We start from the raw sequence: 19,242 nt of genomic DNA on the forward strand, positions 1-19,242 counted from the left end.
TGAGCGTTCACATTGGTCCGGAAATGGTGTTCACGTTGAATCGGAATTGGTGTTCATGATCGGCCGGAATATGCAACTCGGAGTATTTATATTTTTTAAATCAGAATGATATTCCATAGCGACCTCTTACCGTTAATACATCCTAAGTATAATTATTAAACTTCCAGAAATTAATATTGTTTGTTACAGATATAAAGAAATGAAAATTTCATTTCTTAAATAACTCCATAGTCTGATGATCATCAATCATATCTACACTGTCAAGCGCTCGTGGATACATATCCCTTACTTTTGACAAGAATTCCAGCCATAAACCAATAGCTGGCTCCATCAACGCCAGCGTTTTCGCCTCTCCTTCAAATGAATAAAGAATAGTACTTAACAGACTGAAAACATAATTCATTGAGCCAATCATAACTTGTGCGATATGCTGCTGCTTTGTCGCAGCAATCTGCGCAAGATAACCAAAATTACGCAACATAAGCTGATTCAGTTCATTTCTAGACGAAAATGAGCACTGCCAATCATCAGTCATCTTGTCTATAAATACGTTAAAGAAATCAATATCTAACAGTGGGTATAAGTCCTGCTTTGACAAGACAATAGGTGCTCCCAACCCGGTGATTTCTTCAATCAAGGCTGACTTATTGATCGACTGAGAAAGCTGTATTTCCGTACTAAGTAGAGGCCTAGCCATTTCAATTTTGGCACCATCACTACAGTTGAAGCATTGGACATCGCTATTTGCGGCTAATACCGCCTCTGTCACACGGCGAGAAGTATCAAACATGATGTTACTGATAACCACACCACCAAAGTTTCCCTCACATGCTCTCTGGCTATCACCATAAACTTTCTCTCCAAAAGCCTCGGCCTTATCATTATTATTATAATATGCACTAAATCTAGAATGATGATGCCCTCTCTGCCGGTAACCATTATCCATACCAAATAAATATATGTTCTTGAAACCAAGATTAATGGGTAGACTTACACCAATATTGCCAACCAATGGGTTCATACCACTAAACGCGGCACAATGCTGCAAGTGAGAAAAGTAATTTTTATAAAGAGTAAAACCTGGCTCACCGAGTTTAAACGTGAGCATGGACTTGTTGAAAAGTGTAGAACAATCTGGATGGATAACATCACTACTCAAGAATAGAATTTCACGCTGATAATCAGGGTCGTTCAAATTGGCTAGGAAATCGTAAACTATCTTGGTTCTCTCCGTTTCAACATGGATATCCGGTTTTATGCCCACTTTGTGCAAAGCGGTCATGGCACTGCCGCAAGAAATCAAAATGGCCCTATCTTTATGTGCCTTGATAACCGCAATAGATTCATCTAATGAGGGACCATTGGCAATAATAAAGACAGGGGTTCGTTGATATACTGGTGAGATTTTTTTATTGTGCTGCAAAAATGGCACTGCACGCTCGATGTTATTGATGGTATGAGACAGTGCGATCAGATTATCATCAAAGAAACCCCATCCCATCACCAGTTGGTAATATTCCTGCTGCACTATCTCTATCAATTTCCTGATTTTTTCGTTCTGATAGCCCCACATGATGAAGGCATTGGCAACCAAGAAGGAACCTCGGCGCTGAATGGCTGATGCGAAATCCTTAACGATGGTGTTTTCATCCTGCCCCAGCAGAATATGCAGGCCGAGGTTTTCCTGATGCAAATAGCCGAGCAGCGGCGCCCAGTCGAAGCAATACAAAGAGGCATAGAAGAGATCCAGGTCCGGCTCGAACAGAAAGAGAGTACCGATCTTGCACCTTTCATAGAGATAACCGAGGTGATACCCCAGACCCACCCCAAAGATCAGGGCACTCGGTACCTCATGGGGCACTTGGCCCAGCCTCTCTTCCCGAGCGGAAATGTCGTCAAGATAAGCATTCAGCTTGTTGAGGTACTCGACATGCATGAAGCCAAGGGGATTGGCCTCCTTGCTGAAGGAGAACCTGGACAATCCCCCCTTATCCATGAACTCCTTCACCAGCGTCTTACAGATGAGATAAGGTTCGGGACCGTACACGGCGACATCATCATCCAACCATGCCAGATTGGGTTGACCGTTTTCACTGCAGAAGAACTTGAATGGACGGGTGGGCTGATAACCCTCATAGATGTCGGCAATATGGGGAATATATTGGCGAAACGCCGCCATATTTTGTGCAAAGCGAAGGGGCAATGCCACCTTCATGGCAGCTTCCTGCTCTGCTTGTTGTTGAAGTCTCAGCATTTCCTGCTCAGCTTTTACCAGCACCGCATCTATATTGACCGACATCAGAACTCCTTGCTATTAAGGTTATAGGCCTGCCCAGCCTTGTTACCTTTCCCAACTTGAATCAGCTTTTTAAAAACAATTTTATGATGACTGATAGTTAATACTTTCAACCTTTCTTCTTGAATGGACAGCGTTGCAGCCAATTCCGCCACCGCCTGCTGTTGCAGCGGGCAATCTTTGGCCAGTTGTGTCAACTGATCTATTAAGGCCAATCGGTTATCCATGCACAGTACAGCCTCATCATATTGCTGCTGTTGCAATAGACCCTCTATCAAGTGGAGATTATCCTGTAATGCCTCATTGAGGGAGGTAAGAGTGACTCTCACAGCTCACCCAACTTTTGTCGCATCTGATAGCCACGCTGCTTTTCGACTTCCGGCAATTGATCCCAAGCAGACTTGATCGTCACCATTAGTGCCATAACCTCGTCAAGGGGTGTGACATCTAGTGCCAGACTGGCATCCCAAATCCGCTCATCCATATATGCATAGAGTTTGTACAAATCTTCAGCAATCGCGCCCTGACTCATATCAAGCGCATCCCGTAATCCATGTAATAGTCCTTGAGCTTTAGAAACTGCAATAGACTTTGCTTCCAAGTCACCACGTTCTATCGCGCCTTTAGATTGCGCCAACCGCTCTAAAAAGCCTTGCATCATGAGTTGAATAACACGATGAGGATCTGCAACAGCAAGATCAGCTGCGATACTGGTTGCTTTATATGCTTTTAGATTACGTTGGTACATTATATGTGCCCTCTAATAATAATTATCAGTTATTTTTATTGTTAATCTTTAATGACTGCAACGCTAATGCAGAGTTATTCATTTTTGCTATTAAAACATCCAGAGTGCCATATTGTGCACGCAGTGATGCTTCATATTTTACTAGCTGAGCATTTGATGTTGCCTGCTTTTGATTCAAACTACGTAAGTCTGCATTCAGTGTATCGGTACGCTCAGCCAACATGCCACCTGACTTGGTATACTCTTTAAGTCCATTATTCAACGTACCAGCAAGGCCATTCTCACCCCCGAATAGAGCCACAACCTGATCGAAATTCTTATCCACAGCTTGGCCAAATTTCTCTTTATCTAGAGATAACTTGCCCTTATTATCCATTTTTATGCCAATTTCGAAAATACTTGAATATGTTGTACTCGAACCCGTTTTTCCTGTGACGGTATTATCCATAAAGTTGCTAATTGTTCGCGTACTGGCATCACCGGCGAGAGCACCACCATCATCTTGTCTAACTCCACCGACAATACTGTTACGCTTGCCCAGCTCGTCCATCTTATCCTGAAGTGCGTTATAGCCATCGATGAACTGTTTCACCATACTTTCAATTGAAGATTTATCGGTAGATATATCCACTTTGTTAGGTTTAAGATCACCGCTGCTATCTTTATCAGATACTCGTAATACCGTAAGTTTCAAATCTTGAATAGAATCATCAAAAACATTGGTATCACTTTTTAGTGTATTGCCATCAACTATAATTTCGGCACTGCTCGCGGCCTGTTTTTGATTCATCACACTGCCAGGAGCACCGATGGAGAACATCCCAAGTTCTGATGTATTTCCAGTGATGGTCAGATCCTTGCCATCGCCAGAGATACCCGAATCAATAATTAATTTTGCCTTACCATCTGAAGTGTTAACAATGTTTGCACTTAACCCGAAGTTATCACTATTGCCGTTAATACTCTTGCGAATATCTTGCAGAGTATCCCCAGCTTTAACATCCACTTTGAACTCTTTAGCACCAGCTTTGAATGTCAGTTGGCCATCTTGAGTAATAAGTGCAGTCGTTGAGCTATCAAAGATACCCTCTTGGCGACTGGCGGTCGCCAATTTATTGACGGTGACGTTGTACTGGCCATTGGAACCGCCGCTTTTACTCTCTACTTTCATCACTGGGTTATCTTTATCTTGGGTGATATTGATAGCCCGTTTATTGAAAGCGCCAGGTTTGCTCAATGTATCGAGAATATCAGTGAAGGTGGTGAGAGATGATTTTAGCTGACCAATACCAGAGATCGCGATCTGGGTGCTGTTTTGCTTTTTGATGATTGGTTGTTGTAACTGTGCTTTTTTAGCCGCCACACTGGCCGCTATCACACTCTCGAGATCAAGCCCAGAACCCGCACCGGCAGAGGTAATTGCCATGTTATATTCTCCTCATTTATTCGATTTAAATCTCACTATCTAGCAGCAGGCCCAGTTTCGGGTTAGCACCCGCATCACCCTGACGCAGGGCCTGTATCCGCTTGTGAATTGCGATCAGCTCTTCACTCGGAATTTGCCGTATAACGGATCGGGTATCAGAATCCACCACCTTGATCACTACCTGCCCCAGGTCTTGCTCCATGCTGAAATTAACCGTCCAGCCTTGTTGCAAGCCAAATTCTTGCAAATTTTGTACCTGTTTTTCAATCTCTGCTTGGCTTTGTACCGGCTGGAGATCAGTTTTTGTCACATCCTGATTTTTCCGCAGTGCAACACCAGGTTCTTCCACTAAACCAGAAAGCAGTTGAGCGGCCACTTGGCCGCTCTTGTCACTTAGCTGTAAGGAAGCGCCATTGGCAGATGACAGATTACCGAGTTCAGTTGCCATCTTATCTCTCCCATTTCAATCAGCCACTATCCATCGTTAGCCAAGCAGAGATAGCGCCGATTGAGGACGTTGATTGGCTTGTGCCAATACGCTTGAGGCCGCTTGCTGCAGAATGTTCTGCTTGGTCATATTGGCAGTCTCGGTGGCAAAGTCAGCATCACGAATACGGGAGCGGGCTGCGCTGACGTTTTCCGAAATGTTGGCTTGGTTGCGGATGGTTGAATCCAATCGATTTTGTACCGCACCCAACTCTGCTCGCTTACCATCAACGACTTCCAACATGGAATCAACTGCACCCAACACATCTTGTGCTGTACTCTGAGTGCTGATATCGATAGCACCAGCTGAACCGCTGACAAAAATAGAGTCAGCCGTTCCAGCGGTCACCGCAGCAGAAATCCCGGAGATGCTGAAGCCGCCGGCCTGACTCAGGCTGAAGCCTATGGTCTGGTTGGCATCAGCACCAACTTGGAAACTACCACCAAATGTTCCATCAAGCAGCTTGGTACCGGCGAAAGTAGTATCTTTCGAGATCCGGTTTATTTCAGACCCCAGTTGATCCACTTCCTTCTGCAACGCTGCACGATCCTTGGCTGAGTTGGATCCGTTGGCAGATTGTTGAGCCAAGGTGCGCATACGTTGCAGCATGCCGGTCACTTCGTCCATAGCACCTTCCGCTGTTTGTGCTAGGGAGATGCCATCGTTGGCGTTACGGTTACCCTGATCCAGACCGTTGATTTGAGATGTCAAACGGTTGGAAATCTGCAGACCGGCCGCATCGTCCTTTGCGCTATTGATGCGCAGGCCTGATGCTAAGCGGGTATATGAAGTATCCAAGGATTTACTGGTATTCATCAAATTACGCTGGGCGTTCAGTGATGACGTATTGGTGTTAATGAACATGGCCATAATAAATTCTCCCGAAGAACATACGACTGCGGGTTGCGCCGCCAAAGCGACGTCCCACCGTTAGAAGAGCAGGTTGAACATGCCTCTCTCTTCTGGCGGGTGGTTGTTTGAACGAACAGGCCACCCGCAGTAGTGCAAACGTTGGATTCCGAACACCCCTCGATTGCTTCACTTTATGTAACGGCCGCAGGAGGACAAGCTTTAGGAAAATCCTTGCCGAAAGCGGCAATTTTTATCCGGCTGGTGGCAAATCACAGATATCAGAAGAGCCGCCATACTATGCCAGGTCGGCAAGTGGCGTAAACGCAGGGTTAAGGTAGTGTTGGCACGTTTTGTGCCTTGTCATAGAAGAGTGACGCCAATTTGGCGACACAATAAAAAATGGCCGGCGAACCGGCCTAACGTTGAGCATATGCTCAGGAGAATATGACCAAGAGTGACAGAACTGAACATCTGGACAACACTTGGCATTACTAGTAGAGAATTGATTTTCTCCCGATAGAACAGAGTGCTAACCCGAACACCCCTTTGTTCCATCTCTTGACCAGGGCGGCCTGAACAACCGCCCTGTTTTCTTTTGTTAGCCTTGCAACAGTTGGAGTGCGGCCTGCGGGCGCTGGTTGGCTTGCGACAGAACGCTGGATGCAGCCTGCTGCAAAATATTTTGTTTGGTCATATTGGCAGTCTCGGTAGCGAAATCCGCATCGCGAATACGCGAGCGGGCTGCGCTGACGTTTTCCGAAATGTTGGCTTGGTTGCGGATGGTCGAGTCCATCCGGTTTTGTACCGCACCCAACTCTGCTCGCTTACCATCAACGACTTCCAACATGGAATCAACTGCACCCAACACATCTTGTGCTGTACTCTGAGTGCTGATATCGATAGCACCAGCTGAACCGCTGACAAAAATAGAGTCAGCCGTTCCAGCGGTCACCGCAGCAGAAATCCCGGAGATGCTGAAGCCGCCGGCCTGACTCAGGCTGAAGCCTATGGTCTGGTTGGCATCCGCACCGACCTGGAAGGTGCCACCGAAGGAACCATCGAGCAGCTTGGTACCCGCAAAGGTGGTCGCGCTGGAGATACGATTAACCTCAGCCCCCAGTTGATCCACCTCTTTTTGCAGGGCTTGACGATCCTTGGCTGAGTTGGATCCGTTGGCAGATTGTTGAGCCAAGGTGCGTATCCGCTGCAGCATACCGGTCACTTCATCCATGGCCCCTTCGGCAGTTTGCGCCAGAGAGATACCATCGTTGGCATTGCGGTTGCCTTGATCCAGCCCGTTTATCTGAGAGGTCAGACGGTTGGAGATTTGCAGGCCCGCTGCATCATCTTTGGCGCTGTTGATGCGCAGGCCAGATGCCAAACGGGTATAAGAAGTATCCAGTGATTTGGTCGAATTCGTCATATTACGCTGAGCGTTGAGAGACGAAACGTTAGTGTTGATAAACATGGCCATGACTATTCTCCTAAGCTATTAAATTTACTCTTCTATTTGCTCAGGCTTTATTATTTTCTGTGCCCGATGCGTCTTATTTAACGGCTCGTTTTTGGATGTCTTTAGCATTTTTTTCAACGCTTCATCGCATTAACGCCGCTTACCTTATATATCGGCGGGTCAGGGGGAAACTTAAGGAAAAAAACGCCCGTAAACCTACGATTGGAGCAATCCTGCGAACCCCGCCAACGGCGGCGGCAAGCGGGCACAGTCGAGACTCACCCGGTCCATGCAGTGAGAAAAAGTCCGTCTCGACTCGCAATTTTATCGAGCACAGTTGGCGATTGGGCTCGCCAGCCCCTAAAATCGCGGCCCCATCAACAATTTGGCGTGAGTTGTTCTCCATGCAGACACTGGTTGAGCAGATTGTTTACATCAGCGACATGTTTGGTACTGCGGTATTCGCGTTTTCAGGGGTCTTGGTGGCTGGCCGGCTCAGAATGGACGGGTTTGGCGTCATGGTTTTGGCGGCAGTGACCGCCATCGGCGGCGGCACCATCCGTGACATGATCCTGGGCGCTACCCCCGTGTTCTGGGTGCGCGATCCCCTCTATATCTGGGTCGTCATCGCGACGGCGCTGATCGGTATGTGGATGGTCAAGCTGCCCCGCCGGATGCCCTGGTATGTGCTGCCGGTGGCGGATGCCTTCGGGCTGGCCCTCTTTACCGTGATCGGTGCCCAGAAGGCCCTCAACTTCGGCACCCCGGGTCTGATCGCCGTGATCATGGGCACCATGACCGGCGTAGCCGGCGGCATGATCCGCGATGTACTGGCGCGAGAAGTGCCCATGGTGCTGCAAAAAGAGATCTATGCCACCGCCTGTATCCTCGGTGGAATTCTCTATACCCTAGCGCTGGAGGCGAACATGGACAGGGTAACGGCCATGCTCATCTGCATGACGGCCGTGTTTGGCCTGCGGGTCGCGGCTATCTACTGGCATCTGTCACTGCCCACCTTCTCGCTGCAACGCAATTGAGAGCAGGCCCACAGCGCCATCATGTCGCTGTGGGCCTTGCGTTGAACCAAATAGGCTTTTCTGTTGTCATAGAAGCAGTCGTTGTTAGCCGGAACTTCTCATGCGTAAAATCGGTATGCTTACCACACTCCTCCTGGCGAACGTGACGGCAGCCCACGCCGAAGCTCAAGTAGTGTTTGGACGACTGGCCTCGGCGCCGGTGCAGCAGTTCAACCAGCAGATACGTCAAGCCAGTGATCAACAACAACGCTGGGTCAATGACTACCGTGAGGTGGCACTGCGATTTGTGGGACATGGTGACATACCCAGTCGCATTCATGCCCAGCAGCTGGATAATGATCTGGTGCTCTCGGTGGCCCTCGATGGCAGCAAGAGTGACATGCTCTACATCCTGACTCTCTATCGCAGCGACAACCTGTGGCAGATGCGGGAGGCGGAAATGGGCTGGCGTTGCCAGGGGCAAGACTCCTTCACCCCGGTCCCCTGCCCCTGATGGTCATCACTGACCCCGTGAAATAAAAAATCCGGCACATTGGCCGGATTTTTTGTGGGCAGTGCAAACCACGCTTACGGGCGGTACACCTTGACGTTATCAAAGCCCTTCTCTTTCAGATAGAGCGCCTGCAGCTTGCTCATCACGCCGCGATCGCAGTAGAGCAGATAGGTCTTCTCCTTGGGCAGATCGCCAAAGGCGGTGGCAAGCTTGAAGAAGGGGATGTGCAGCACTTCACGATCTTCCACCACCAACGGCTTCTCGTCACGCTCATCAGCAGAGCGGATATCCAGGATCACCTCGTCAGCGCCCAGCACCTGAGTCGTTTCCACCTCTTGTACTTCGGCGGCGGTCTCTTCACCGATACGGCGGATATCGAGGTAACGGGCCTCGGAGACCACCTTGTCCAGAATGGAGAAGTCGAAGTTGGCCTCTTCCGCTTCAATGCGGGAGAGCTCGGCTTTCACGGTCGGCTTCTTGGAGATAACGCCGCAATACTCCGGCATAGTCTCGGCAAACTCCAGGGTGCCGATGCGGCGGGCTTCGCTGATGATGTCCGGCTTGTCCCAGGTGATGAGCGGACGCAGGATCACCTTGTCGGTCACCCGGTCGATCACGTTCAAGTTGGTGAGCGTCTGGCTGGAGACCTGGCCCACGCACTCGCCGGTGACCAGCGCCGGGATCTGGAAGTAGTCGGCAACCTGACCGGCGGCACGCATCATCATCCGCTTGAGCACCACGCCCATCTGGCCGTTGTCGACCTTCTCGAGGATCTCGGCGACCACAGGTTCAAAGTCGATAGCGGTGAAGCGCACCTTGTGGGAGGCACCAAACTTGTTCCACAGGTAATAGGCAACCTGCTTCACCCCGATCTCGTGGGCAGCGCCCCCCAGATTGAAGAAGCAGTAGTGGACGCGGCAACCGCGCTTGATGAACTGGTAGGAGGCAACACCGGAGTCGAAACCACCGGAGAGCAGGCTCAGCACATCTTCCTGGGTGGCCATCGGGAAGCCGCCCATACCGTGGTGTACCGCACTGATGATGTAGAGTTCGTCATTTTCCACTTCCAGATTGATCTGGATGTCCGGTTTTTTCAGACGCACACCGGCGGTTTCGCAATGCTGATTGAGGCCACCGCCCACATAGCGCTCCAGCTCCAGCGAGCTGAAGTCATGTTTGCCGACGCGACGGGCACGCACGCAGAAAGTTTTGCCTTTCAGGCGCTCACCCCAGACGGCGCGGGTCTGCTCGAAGATGTCGTGCAGGTCGGTAAAGTTGCTCAGTTGCACTTCGAGGAAGTATTGAATGCCCGGGATACAGGCCAGGGTCTCGAGATACTGGGCGTGGAACTGATCGTTGCGGGAGCTCACTACCAGCTTGTCCCAATCCATCCGTACGCGGGCATCTTCGTCGAAGCGGCGCAACACGTTGCGGATGTTGCCCTGCAACATCTTGGTGAAGCGCTGGCGAACTGATTTGCTCTTGATGGTGATTTCCGGGAACAGCTTGATAATGAACTTCATGGTTTTGACTCGGGTGGCCTTGATTTAAGGGCGCGAATTATATCAGAACTTTGTGGCCAGCGCCTACTGGATGAGCGTTTGCTCACATTACCCCACGCAATGTTTGCCGCACGGCCGCAATCTTGCGTATATTCCCGACCCTGCGCCTCGCCAGATTTTTGACAACAGACTGATCCGATGAAGACCTATATCTATTACCCCGGCATGGAGGTACGCGACGAGCTCTGGCTCAAATTTGCCCTGCTCTATCTGGAGCGGCTCGCCTTCGTCTTCACCGTCAGTGAAAAAAGTGGCCTCACCACCCTGCTCGATACCCTGCAACAGCAGACCGATCTGCTGGCCGAGCGGCCCGATACCTCCTTCTTTGCAGCCATCACTCCCCAGTTGGAGAGCCAGATCAGCGGCTTGGTGGCCCCCGATTTCGTGCGCCACAAGGTATTTGGCAACAAGGAGCTGATTGGCCGCTGGCGACAGGGCGCCAACCATGACTGCTTCTGCCCCGCGCAAGCGGGACTGGAGCGGCTGCACGGCTTTTGCCTGACTCACGGCTTTGCAACCCGGGATGAGGGGGGGATCAGAATGGCGCGGCGCTTTGCCAACCTGCTCTCCATGCGCCTCGCCCGTGAGTGGGCACTCGCCAATGACGGGGCCCTCATTACCGATCACGACTATCTCGACCGCCTGCTCCACCTGCTGGAATCCCGCTACCACAATCGCGGCGGTCAGGATTGCTTCCATCTAGAGATTCCGTTGCAAGTGCCCACTCACCTGGCCGACATTCCGTTTGCAGAGCTGATTGCCCTGCGCGGGCGCAGCGGCTTTCGCCAACAGCTGGCCGAATTTCATCTGGCCCTCGACAGCCTGCTCGCCATGCTGGGCAGCGGCTATGCCGATCCGGCAGCCCTGACTCGCTTTGAGCAGGCTCAGCAAGGGCTCAATCAACTGCTGGGGCCCGAGACCCTTAGCATGCCACTCACTACCCTGGTCAGCACCAGCCTGCCTGCCGTGGCGATGCTCCACCAGTTAAAGGCGAGCCACCCCGAAAGCAACCTCATCTTCCATCCCATCAAGAAGAGCCACTTTCACCAGCGCAAGAGCCAGCACTTCTTCACCCGGCTCGGTCATCTGCGCCAGCCTGGCTGAATCAGCGGAATGAAAAAGGGGTTGGCATCTGCCAACCCCTCTCGTTATCTGCGGCCTACCAATCATCACCTCGGTGATTGGCCCGCTCTTGTGCATCACGGCGCGCTTCCATCGCCCTGTCACGGCGGATATTGGAAGGGGTACAGGCAAACTGTTTCTGATAGCAACGAGCAAAACTCTCGGAAGCAGGTTCGAAAGGTGAATAGAACCCGGTACGTTCAGGAGAGACATGGTGATCACCATGATTTGTCGTGGCACAGCCCGAACTCATCAGCACCAGCAAGGGACACAGAACACGCAGCAAAAGAGAACTCCCGATTGGATTTGAATGAATTCGTAATTATTCACAAATTAATTCATCCAATCAAATATTGATGCATTTCAAATAGTTAATTACATTCACCTCAATGGCTGTCGGCAAAACGCTCACCGGGTGATGGTGCCAGCATCACTGTCAGGATGCACCACGCGAAACTCGATACGATCGCTGTTGCCCGCCTCGTCCACCACCACCAACTGATAACGACCCGCCACGCTCAGCACCTGATCGCCATCCCAACGCAGCCGCTGGCCGTTGAGAAACCAGGCTGGCTTGCCGACACCGCCGAGCACCTTGGGCTGCAGCCGGTAACGCTGGCTGCGGATAAGGCTGCCCTCCCCCAGCGCCACGATGCGAATGGGAGCCTGCAGCTCGGCGCTCTGCCCCTCCCCCGCGCAGCCGCTGGCCAGCAGCGCCTGCCGTCGCTCGCCGGGGGACCGCCACGGCTCCAGCGACAATGGCCAGAGGGCCCGAAAGCCGGATTGCGCCGCATCGGGGCAACGGGTCAGCGTCGGCTTGCCCGCGGCGGTCAATGCAACTTGACGCAGCGGCGAGGGCCAGTCCATGGGATCCGGCAAGGTGGGAGGATCGCGCCCTTCCAGCAACCAGGCACTCTGGCGCTGCAAGCAGGCCTCAGGCAGGGTTGCGCTCGCCTTGCGTCCCAGCGGCCAGCAGATCTCGGCTTCGCTCACCGTGTTGGGTTGTGCCGGCAGGGGGCTGTTGTCAGCCAATCGCGAGTAGACCGAAAGCAGCAGCGGCACCGCCGCGCTCTGCCCGTAAAAACCGGGCATGGGGGTACCGTCGGGGCGACCAAGCCAGACGCCGATGGTCCAGCGACCGGAGACCCCCATAGCCCAGCTGTCGCGGTAGCCATAGCTGGTGCCGGTCTTCCAGGCCAGTCGATTGACCCGGCCGGTCGCCTCGCTGGCAAAGGGCTGATCGGCGCGCCCCTGCGCGCTCAGAATCTGCCAGATGATCCAGGCGGCCCCCGGGCTCAGCAAGGGGCGCGACACCGCCTGCTGCCCCGCCAGCCAGACCGGCATCGCCACCTGCCCCTGCCGGGTCAGCGAGCTGTAGAGCGCCACCAGCTGTTCGAGCCGAATGCCCGCCGCCCCCAGCGCGATGGCAGGATTGGGTTTGTCGGAGAGCGCCAGCCGCACTCCGGCGTTGTCGAGGCGACTGACCAGTTTGTCAGGCCCCAGTGCCTCCAGCACCTGCACCGCCGGCACGTTGAGGGATTGCTGCAGCGCCTGGGCCAGGGTCACCGGCCCCTGAAAGGCGCCGGAAAAGTTGGCGGGGCGGTACTCCGAGCCCAGCCTCGGTGCATCGGAGAGCAGGGAGGCCGAGTGCACCAACCCTTCATCCATGGCCAGACCGTAGATGAAGGGCTTGAGGGTGGAGCCGGGAGAGCGGATCGCCTGCACCATGTCGAGGTAACCGTGGCGGCGCAAATTGCCATACTCGGCGCTGCCCACGTAGGCGCGCACCGCCATGGTTTTGTTATCTACCAAGAGCAACGCCGCTGAGGTCTGCTCGGGGAAACGGCGGATATAGCTCGCCACCCGCCCCTCCAGCCAGCGCTGCAGATCGCCATCAATGGTGGTGTGCACCAGCGCTCCCGCCTGATTGTCGGCGGCGAGACGGGCAAAGAGCGGCGCCTCCATCGGCGTGAAGTGACCGCGAGCCAGCACCGGCTCGATACGCCCCTCCAACCACACCTGTTCGGGCCAGACACCCTGTGCCACCAGCCGCTGCATCACCTTGTCGCGGGCGGCGCGGGCCCGTTCGGGATGCCGGTCCGGCCGGTTGCGGCTGGGAGCCTGCGGCAGCACCGCCAACAGCGCAGCCTCGGCATAGGTCAGCTTGGCGGCGCTCTTGCCAAGATAGGCAAAACTTGCCGCCTGTACCCCCTCCAGATTGCCGCCAAACGGCGCCCGGTTGAGGTAGACGGTGAGCAGAGTGCGCTTGTCGTAGTGCCACTCCAGCTGCAGCGCGCGCGCCATCTGGCGTAGCTTGCCGGGCACGCTCCTGTGGTAGGGCTCGATAAGACGCGCCACCTGCATGGTGAGGGTCGAGCCGCCTGACACGGCGCGTCCGTAGCGCAGCCACTGCCAGACCCCGCGCACCATGGCCACCGGATTAACCCCGGGATGACGCCAGAAGTAGCGATCCTCGTAACCCAGCAACGCCTCGATATAGCGGGGGGAGACCTGCTCCAGGGTTACGGGGTAACGCCACACGCCGCTGGTATCGGCAAAGGCGCGCAGCGGCCGCCCTTTCATGTCGAGCACCACCCGCGCATAGGCCGGGTCGAGTGGCGGCGGCGGGAAAATCCGATCCAGCGCCAGCAATGACAGCAGCAGTGCTACAACGCCCAGCACCGAAAAGCGCAGCCAGCGCGGCAGATCGCCAAGCCAGCGCCAGCCTGCGCGGCCACTGCGACCCAGGCTCAGCCAACCACGCTGCCAAAAAGTGAGCGGGCGAACCCGCTCAAGGGAAGGCTTGTTACTCAGAGATACGCACCTCGTGGATATCCTCACCCACAGCCCGGATCTCGGGTCGGTACATATCCTCCACCTGGGTCGGTGGCACCTGATAGCGACCCGGCGTCACCGCCCGCATCAGGTAGACCAGCTGCTGGTTGCTCCCCTCGCTCAGATCCAGCGCCGCCGTGTAGCGGTCATCGCGAAACTCCTGATGCTTGAGATAGTCGTTCCACTCGCTCTGCCACGCCGGTTTCCCTTCAATCGAGAGCTCTTCTAGCTTGATGCTGTTGCCAAGAGCCGGGTTCTCCAGCTCGAAGCCGGCGGGCACCATCTCCACCAGCAGGGCGTCGGGCACCGCCGATTCACTGCTGACATTGAGTCGCACCACCACCAGATCGCCGACCTTCACCTTGGCGGGATCAAAACGCTGACCGTCGCTGTTGAACCAGCTGCGAGTCACGCTTATCCCCTGACTCAACCGGGTAGGAGCCTGCTCGGGGTAACCTACCAAGGTGCGCTGCACATAGAGGGATCCCTTGCCCTCGTTGGTGATGGCGCTGGCCGCCAGCGCCTCGGGGGCGCCCAACTGCAAGGCGGCCGAACCGCTCAGGGATCCACTGCCAAGAGAGGAGGTCACCCTGGCCTGCCAGTCGACGGCCGGATCGAAGCGGGCGAGTTGCAACAGGGCGAGCCGCTCCTGAGTGCTGAGCCACTGACGGTGGGCCAGGGTATCGGCTACCTTGGCACTGAGGGCTGGCCAGCGCTCCGCAGCCAGCTTGTGCTGGCGCAACAAGGAGAGCTCGAGGGCCTGATCGCGTAGCGGCGAACCGTAATCCCCCAGATAATCGTCACCGCGCTCGCTCGCCAATGCCCGGCTGAGGGCCTTGGCGGCGTTCTGCTCATCCCCCATGGCCGAGAGCGCCAAGGAGAGGTGGAGCAGCGGCAAACCGGAACGGGCGTGATCGGCCTGCTGCTCCCAGACAAGGCGCAAGGTAGCGAGCGGCGCCTTGCCCACCCGGGCCAGCACATAGGCGCTGTAGGCCTGATAGGCCAGCCGGCTGTGCTCGGGGGCACTGCTCCAGCGCTCACCATACTGGCTGTCGGTGAGATAGCTTTGCAGCCGGTTCAACGCCTGATTGAGCATCGCCTCCGGCACGGCGTCGCCCGCCTCCTTGCGCGCCAGCAGGTAGTCGGCGGCATAGGCGGTGAGCCACTGCTCCTCGTCGGAGCGACCATCCCAGAGGCCAAAACCGCCGCTTGGCAGTTGCAACCGCTGCAACCGCTGCAGCAGGGCGCGTTGCACATCCGCCTCGCTCGCCGCTTTCTTGCCCTCTGCGGGTTTGCTCCATGCGATGCGCTCATCCGCCGTGGTCAGCAAGTAAGGCCAGGCACGGGACAGGGTCTGCTCCAGACAGGCGTAGGGGTAGTCGGCCAGCGCCTGCCACTGGGCTGCCGGATCCCAGGGGGGAGTGCCGGAGAGGCTGAGCAGCCCCTGCAGGTTGGCGCGATCCAGCCCGGCCAGCTCAGCTGGCGCAAAGCTCATCTGCTGGCCGGGGGCCAGCATCTGGTAGCGTTGGCGAGTCTCGGCAGGCCAGGGGGAGCGCAGCGGCAAAGTCCAGTCGCGGCTGATGGCAAAATCCTTGCCACTGGCCGCCAACTGCAGGCTCGCCACACCGCTCGCCCCGGTCACGGTGAGCGGCAGGGTCAGCCACTGCTCCTCGCCATTTTTAAGGGCCAGGGTGCGGGGCAGCTCGCCGTTTGCCTTGAGCCCACCATTGAGGGTCCAGACAAGGGAGAGGGTCTGATCCTCGCCGCTCATGTTGCGCAGTTGCACCAGCGCCCGGGTCTCATCACCTCTGGCGCCAAAGCGCGGCCAGCCAATTTCGGCCACCAAGGGCGCTACTACCTTGACGGCGCGCTCGGCCTCGCCGACTTGCTGTTCGTTCCAGGCCAGCGCCATCAGCGCCAGTTCGCCGTTGAAGTTGGGCAAATCGAGCGGGATCACCGCCTTGCCCTGCTGGTCAAAACTCACCTCGCCGCTCCACAGTGCGGCTATCTCGACCCGGCTCTCCAGCGCGCCGCCCTTTTTCAGCGGCACCCGATCGCCCCCGTAGTTGAGGCGGGCCAGCTTGCCATCCTGCGGCGGGATCACTTGCCCGTAGTTGTCGAACAAATCTTGGGCGAAGCGCTTGCGACCAAAGAAGATCTCGAACGGGTCGAGAGGCTGGTAGTCGCTGATATTGAGCACGCCCCGATCCACCGCCGCCAGCACCACGCGGCCCTGACTGTTGGGGGTGGAGGTGGCGGTCACCTCCAGTCGGGTGAGCGGCACCGCTTTATCAGGCGCGCTCAGGGTGAGCGGAAGACGGCGGGCTTCTCGATCCAGCGTAAGCGGCACCAGACCGACCGAACGCAGACTCTGCCCCTGCTGCTTGCCGACCGGTTTGGAGGCACTGTCTGGCGCGGCGATTTGAGCCGAGATATGCAGGTCATGACGCTGCCACTCGGGGCTGACCGGGATCTCGAACTCGCCGCGGGCATCCTTGGCATCGCCATCGGCTCCCTTGAGTTCGATACGCTGCCACCAGCGCAGGCCGTCGCCATCTTCCACCAGCAGCAAGCCCTTACCGGGGCGCGGCGCCACCAGCGTCACTTTGGCCTTGTCACCCGCCTGATAGGCACGCTTGTCGAGAGTGATGGCAATCTTGTCAGGGCGCGCCTGCTCGCCACCGCCACCCCAGGCGTAGCTGCCGATCTCCACCCGCAGGCTGGATTGATGGCCCTGACTGTTCTCCACTTCCAATCGATACCAGCCCGCCGCCAGTTGTAGCGTGAGCGGGGTCGGCCCCTTGCCATCCAGCTGCAGGGTCTGCTCCTGCTCCAGATAGGGCTGGCTGTTGAATTCGTACTTCCACCCCTCCCCATCGGCGTAGTGCCAGTAGTAGTCGCGGTACTCGTTGATAAGGCGCACCTTCACCGGCCCCGCCAGCGGCTGGCCCTTGTCATCGAGGTTGAGGATCTGGAAGGGGAGCGGCTTGCCCCCTTCTACCCGATCTGCCACGAAGTCGGCCTTGAGCGCCGGCCACTGGCTGCCCATGGGCCAGCCATACTGGGTGCGGCTGCGATTGACGGCGCGACCGCCGGGCTCGGCGAGCGACACCCGGTAGGCCACCTCCAGCGGCCCGAGGGCGCGCACCCCGTCGAGCTCATCAGCTAACGAAAAAGTCCCCTGCCCCTGCGCATCGAGGGTGAGATTGAGGGGCTCGAGATCTTTGGCCTGCTCCGCGAGCAGCACGTCACCCAGAGTGAACTCCTGCCACTGGGTAAAGGGAATGGTGGCGCGGCTGATTTTCACCTCCGCCTTCGCCTTGGTGGCGCTCGCCGGGGCGCCATAGAGATAGTCCCCTTGCAGCGGCAGAGTGAGGGCGGCGTCCAGACTCGTGACTTCCCCATCCGGCCCCTTGCCAAGCTGCAGTTTCAGCCGCTCCGGCAGAAACTCCTCCACCAGGAAAGGCCACTCGAAACGGCTGCCGGCGGCAGTCTTGAGGTTGATGGTCCAGCGCCCGAGCGGCGCATCGTCCGGCAGGCGCAGGCCATAGTGGGCAGCGCCAAGATTGTCCGGCAGCAGCCGTTTCTGTTCGAGCAGCTGGCCGTCTGGCTGCTTCACCTCCAGATCCACCGCCATGCCCGGCAGCAGCTGGCCATCCTGCCCCTTGAGCAGGATTTCGCTGTCGAGCCGCTCGCCGGGGCGATAGAGATCGCGCCCGCTAAAGAGATACAACTGCTGGGCCTGCCAGGGCTGGGTGCCGAGATCGAAGGTGGAGAGATCGAGCGCCGCCCCATCGAGGCGCAGTACCGCCAGATGCTTGCCCTGCTCGGCCAGCAGCAGGCGGGCCCCCTGCACCTGATCGAAGCGACGATGGCCCTGGGGATCGGTGGTTTGCACCTGCAGCCGGTTGCCCTTCTCGTCGAGCAGGGAAAGCTGCACATCCTTGAGGGGGTCGGCGCTGGCCAGGGAGCTCACGAACACCTCCAGCTGATCGCGGTAACGGCGGGCACTGAGCCCCATGTCGCTCACCGCAAAATAGGTGGTCTCCTTGCGCCAGTCGTAGTTGCCAAGAGGCGACATCACCGCAAAGTAGACGCCAGCCTCGGCCAGCTGCGGCTCCTTCACATTGATGAGGCGGGTCTCGCGCCGGTTGGCATCGAGCTCCAGCGCATAGCGGCCGCTGAACACCCGCTTGGCCCGCTGGGTGATCTGCTCAAGCTCCCAGTTGCCCATGCCGGCGCCGGGGCGATACTCGGCCAGGAAACGGGGCAGGTATTCGGCATCGACCCGGAAGAAGTCGATATTGACCTCGTCCACGTTGACCGCGCTGATGGGCAGGCGCAGCTCGTCGCGCAGCGGCAATACCATGCCACTGGCGGTAAAGGAGGCCCCCGCCTCCAGCGGACGGGTCTTGAGGGTCCAACTCTGGGGGGATGGGCCCAGCCCCGCCTTGAGGCTCACCTCATAGCTCTTGTCGGGCTGTACGTTCGGGAAATAGAGGGTGCGGCCATCTTCGGCGAGGATCCACTCTCCCTGCACCTGCTTGCCCCCCTCACTCACCGAAAGCCAGCTCTGCCAGTTCGCCTTGGGCGCCAGGGGGCCGGAGAAGACCAGCGCCAGCGCCGGGGCATCCCGATATTGGCGGGCATTGGCTTGTACGACTGAACTCGGCGCCCCGGCCTCCTGCTGGGCTGTGGATTCTTTGGTCTGCCCACTGGAGACAGGCTTGTCGGGGCCACAACCGGCCAGCAGCAAACCGGCCAACCCGGATAGCAGCAGGGCCGACCAGCGGTGGCGCAGAGCGCCAGTTCCAGCGTGAGAGCGGTGAGAAGCAGGGGGAGAGTCGAAGAGGCGCATAGGTTCCATCCCGAGTTGGAGCGCTGCAAGCGCAGCGTGGCAGGAAACAGGATAAGGCATCCTGCTCACCCGA

General features: G+C 56.4%; 13 protein-coding genes. 3 read left to right on the plus strand and 10 right to left on the minus strand.

The window, feature by feature from the left end; genetic code table 11:
* Nucleotides 1–208: 208 nt before the first annotated feature.
* The 7 genes from PG888_RS14545 to PG888_RS14575 form a co-directional block, all read right to left on the minus strand.
* Nucleotides 209–2,299: a motility associated factor glycosyltransferase family protein gene (locus PG888_RS14545; protein ID WP_270693634.1), complete on the minus strand. Its 2,091-nt coding sequence runs from the start codon at nucleotides 2,297–2,299 to the stop codon at nucleotides 209–211.
* On the minus strand, nucleotides 2,299–2,559 hold the full coding sequence (locus tag PG888_RS14550) for a hypothetical protein (protein ID WP_270693636.1): 261 nt from the start codon (nucleotides 2,557–2,559) through the stop codon (nucleotides 2,299–2,301). Before PG888_RS14550 ends, PG888_RS14545 begins: the two co-directional genes overlap by 1 nt.
* 62 nt (nucleotides 2,560–2,621) lie before the next feature.
* A complete protein-coding gene (fliS, locus tag PG888_RS14555) occupies nucleotides 2,622–3,044 on the minus strand; it encodes a flagellar export chaperone FliS (protein ID WP_270693638.1) in 423 nt (140 codons plus the stop codon).
* A gap of 25 nt (nucleotides 3,045–3,069) precedes the next feature.
* Entirely contained in the window at nucleotides 3,070–4,470 is a 1,401-nt protein-coding gene (gene fliD / locus PG888_RS14560) for a flagellar filament capping protein FliD (RefSeq protein ID WP_270693639.1), read from the minus strand.
* A gap of 25 nt (nucleotides 4,471–4,495) precedes the next feature.
* Nucleotides 4,496–4,918, minus strand: coding sequence for a flagellar protein FlaG (locus PG888_RS14565; protein WP_270693640.1), 423 nt, complete (start codon nucleotides 4,916–4,918; stop codon nucleotides 4,496–4,498).
* Nucleotides 4,919–4,954: 36 nt separating this feature from the next.
* A complete protein-coding gene (locus PG888_RS14570; protein ID WP_270693642.1) occupies nucleotides 4,955–5,827 on the minus strand; it encodes a flagellin N-terminal helical domain-containing protein in 873 nt (290 codons plus the stop codon).
* A gap of 580 nt (nucleotides 5,828–6,407) precedes the next feature.
* Nucleotides 6,408–7,283, minus strand: a complete 876-nt coding sequence (locus PG888_RS14575; protein WP_270693644.1) for a flagellin N-terminal helical domain-containing protein — start codon at nucleotides 7,281–7,283, stop codon at nucleotides 6,408–6,410.
* Nucleotides 7,284–7,666: 383 nt separating this feature from the next.
* On the opposite strand from PG888_RS14575, the gene PG888_RS14580 reads away from it, so the two are divergent.
* Nucleotides 7,667–8,299: a trimeric intracellular cation channel family protein gene (locus tag PG888_RS14580; RefSeq protein ID WP_005333975.1), complete on the plus strand. Its 633-nt coding sequence runs from the start codon at nucleotides 7,667–7,669 to the stop codon at nucleotides 8,297–8,299.
* 100 nt (nucleotides 8,300–8,399) lie between these two features.
* Nucleotides 8,400–8,792, plus strand: coding sequence for a hypothetical protein (locus tag PG888_RS14585; protein WP_270693646.1), 393 nt, complete (start codon nucleotides 8,400–8,402; stop codon nucleotides 8,790–8,792).
* A 74-nt stretch (nucleotides 8,793–8,866) separates the two neighbouring features.
* Here PG888_RS14585 and thiI read toward each other — a convergent pair whose 3' ends face one another.
* Entirely contained in the window at nucleotides 8,867–10,315 is a 1,449-nt protein-coding gene (thiI, locus tag PG888_RS14590; protein WP_075112611.1) for a tRNA uracil 4-sulfurtransferase ThiI, read from the minus strand.
* A gap of 177 nt (nucleotides 10,316–10,492) precedes the next feature.
* Between thiI and PG888_RS14595 the strand changes: the two genes are divergently transcribed.
* Nucleotides 10,493–11,458 carry a hypothetical protein gene (locus PG888_RS14595; protein ID WP_270693649.1) on the plus strand — a complete coding sequence of 322 codons (966 nt, stop codon included), beginning with the start codon at nucleotides 10,493–10,495 and terminating at the stop codon, nucleotides 11,456–11,458.
* 426 nt (nucleotides 11,459–11,884) lie between these two features.
* Here PG888_RS14595 and pbpC read toward each other — a convergent pair whose 3' ends face one another.
* Nucleotides 11,885–14,317: a penicillin-binding protein 1C gene (gene pbpC, locus PG888_RS14600; protein ID WP_270693651.1), complete on the minus strand. Its 2,433-nt coding sequence runs from the start codon at nucleotides 14,315–14,317 to the stop codon at nucleotides 11,885–11,887.
* Nucleotides 14,283–19,169 (minus strand): alpha-2-macroglobulin family protein, encoded by a 4,887-nt coding sequence (locus PG888_RS14605; protein ID WP_270693652.1) that lies wholly within the window; start codon nucleotides 19,167–19,169, stop codon nucleotides 14,283–14,285. Before PG888_RS14605 ends, pbpC begins: the two co-directional genes overlap by 35 nt.
* Nucleotides 19,170–19,242 lie beyond the last annotated feature (73 nt).

The sequence above is a fragment of the Aeromonas sp. QDB23 genome (genome assembly GCF_027707745.1).
Classification (GTDB): domain Bacteria; phylum Pseudomonadota; class Gammaproteobacteria; order Enterobacterales; family Aeromonadaceae; genus Aeromonas; species Aeromonas allosaccharophila.

What these genes read in the sequence shown, in the direction of transcription:
- thiI (WP_075112611.1), bottom strand. Translation starts at nt 10,315, where the DNA reads ATGAAGTTCATTATCAAGCTGTTCCCGGAAATCACCATCAAGAGCAAA.
- PG888_RS14575 (WP_270693644.1), bottom strand. Translation starts at nt 7,283, where the DNA reads ATGGCCATGTTTATCAACACTAACGTTTCGTCTCTCAACGCTCAGCGT.
- PG888_RS14595 (WP_270693649.1), top strand. Translation starts at nt 10,493, where the DNA reads ATGAAGACCTATATCTATTACCCCGGCATGGAGGTACGCGACGAGCTC.
- PG888_RS14545 (WP_270693634.1), bottom strand. Translation starts at nt 2,299, where the DNA reads ATGTCGGTCAATATAGATGCGGTGCTGGTAAAAGCTGAGCAGGAAATG.
- PG888_RS14565 (WP_270693640.1), bottom strand. Translation starts at nt 4,918, where the DNA reads ATGGCAACTGAACTCGGTAATCTGTCATCTGCCAATGGCGCTTCCTTA.
- PG888_RS14580 (WP_005333975.1), top strand. Translation starts at nt 7,667, where the DNA reads ATGCAGACACTGGTTGAGCAGATTGTTTACATCAGCGACATGTTTGGT.
- PG888_RS14605 (WP_270693652.1), bottom strand. Translation starts at nt 19,169, where the DNA reads ATGCGCCTCTTCGACTCTCCCCCTGCTTCTCACCGCTCTCACGCTGGA.
- fliD (WP_270693639.1), bottom strand. Translation starts at nt 4,470, where the DNA reads ATGGCAATTACCTCTGCCGGTGCGGGTTCTGGGCTTGATCTCGAGAGT.
- PG888_RS14585 (WP_270693646.1), top strand. Translation starts at nt 8,400, where the DNA reads ATGCGTAAAATCGGTATGCTTACCACACTCCTCCTGGCGAACGTGACG.
- fliS (WP_270693638.1), bottom strand. Translation starts at nt 3,044, where the DNA reads ATGTACCAACGTAATCTAAAAGCATATAAAGCAACCAGTATCGCAGCT.
- PG888_RS14570 (WP_270693642.1), bottom strand. Translation starts at nt 5,827, where the DNA reads ATGGCCATGTTCATTAACACCAATACGTCATCACTGAACGCCCAGCGT.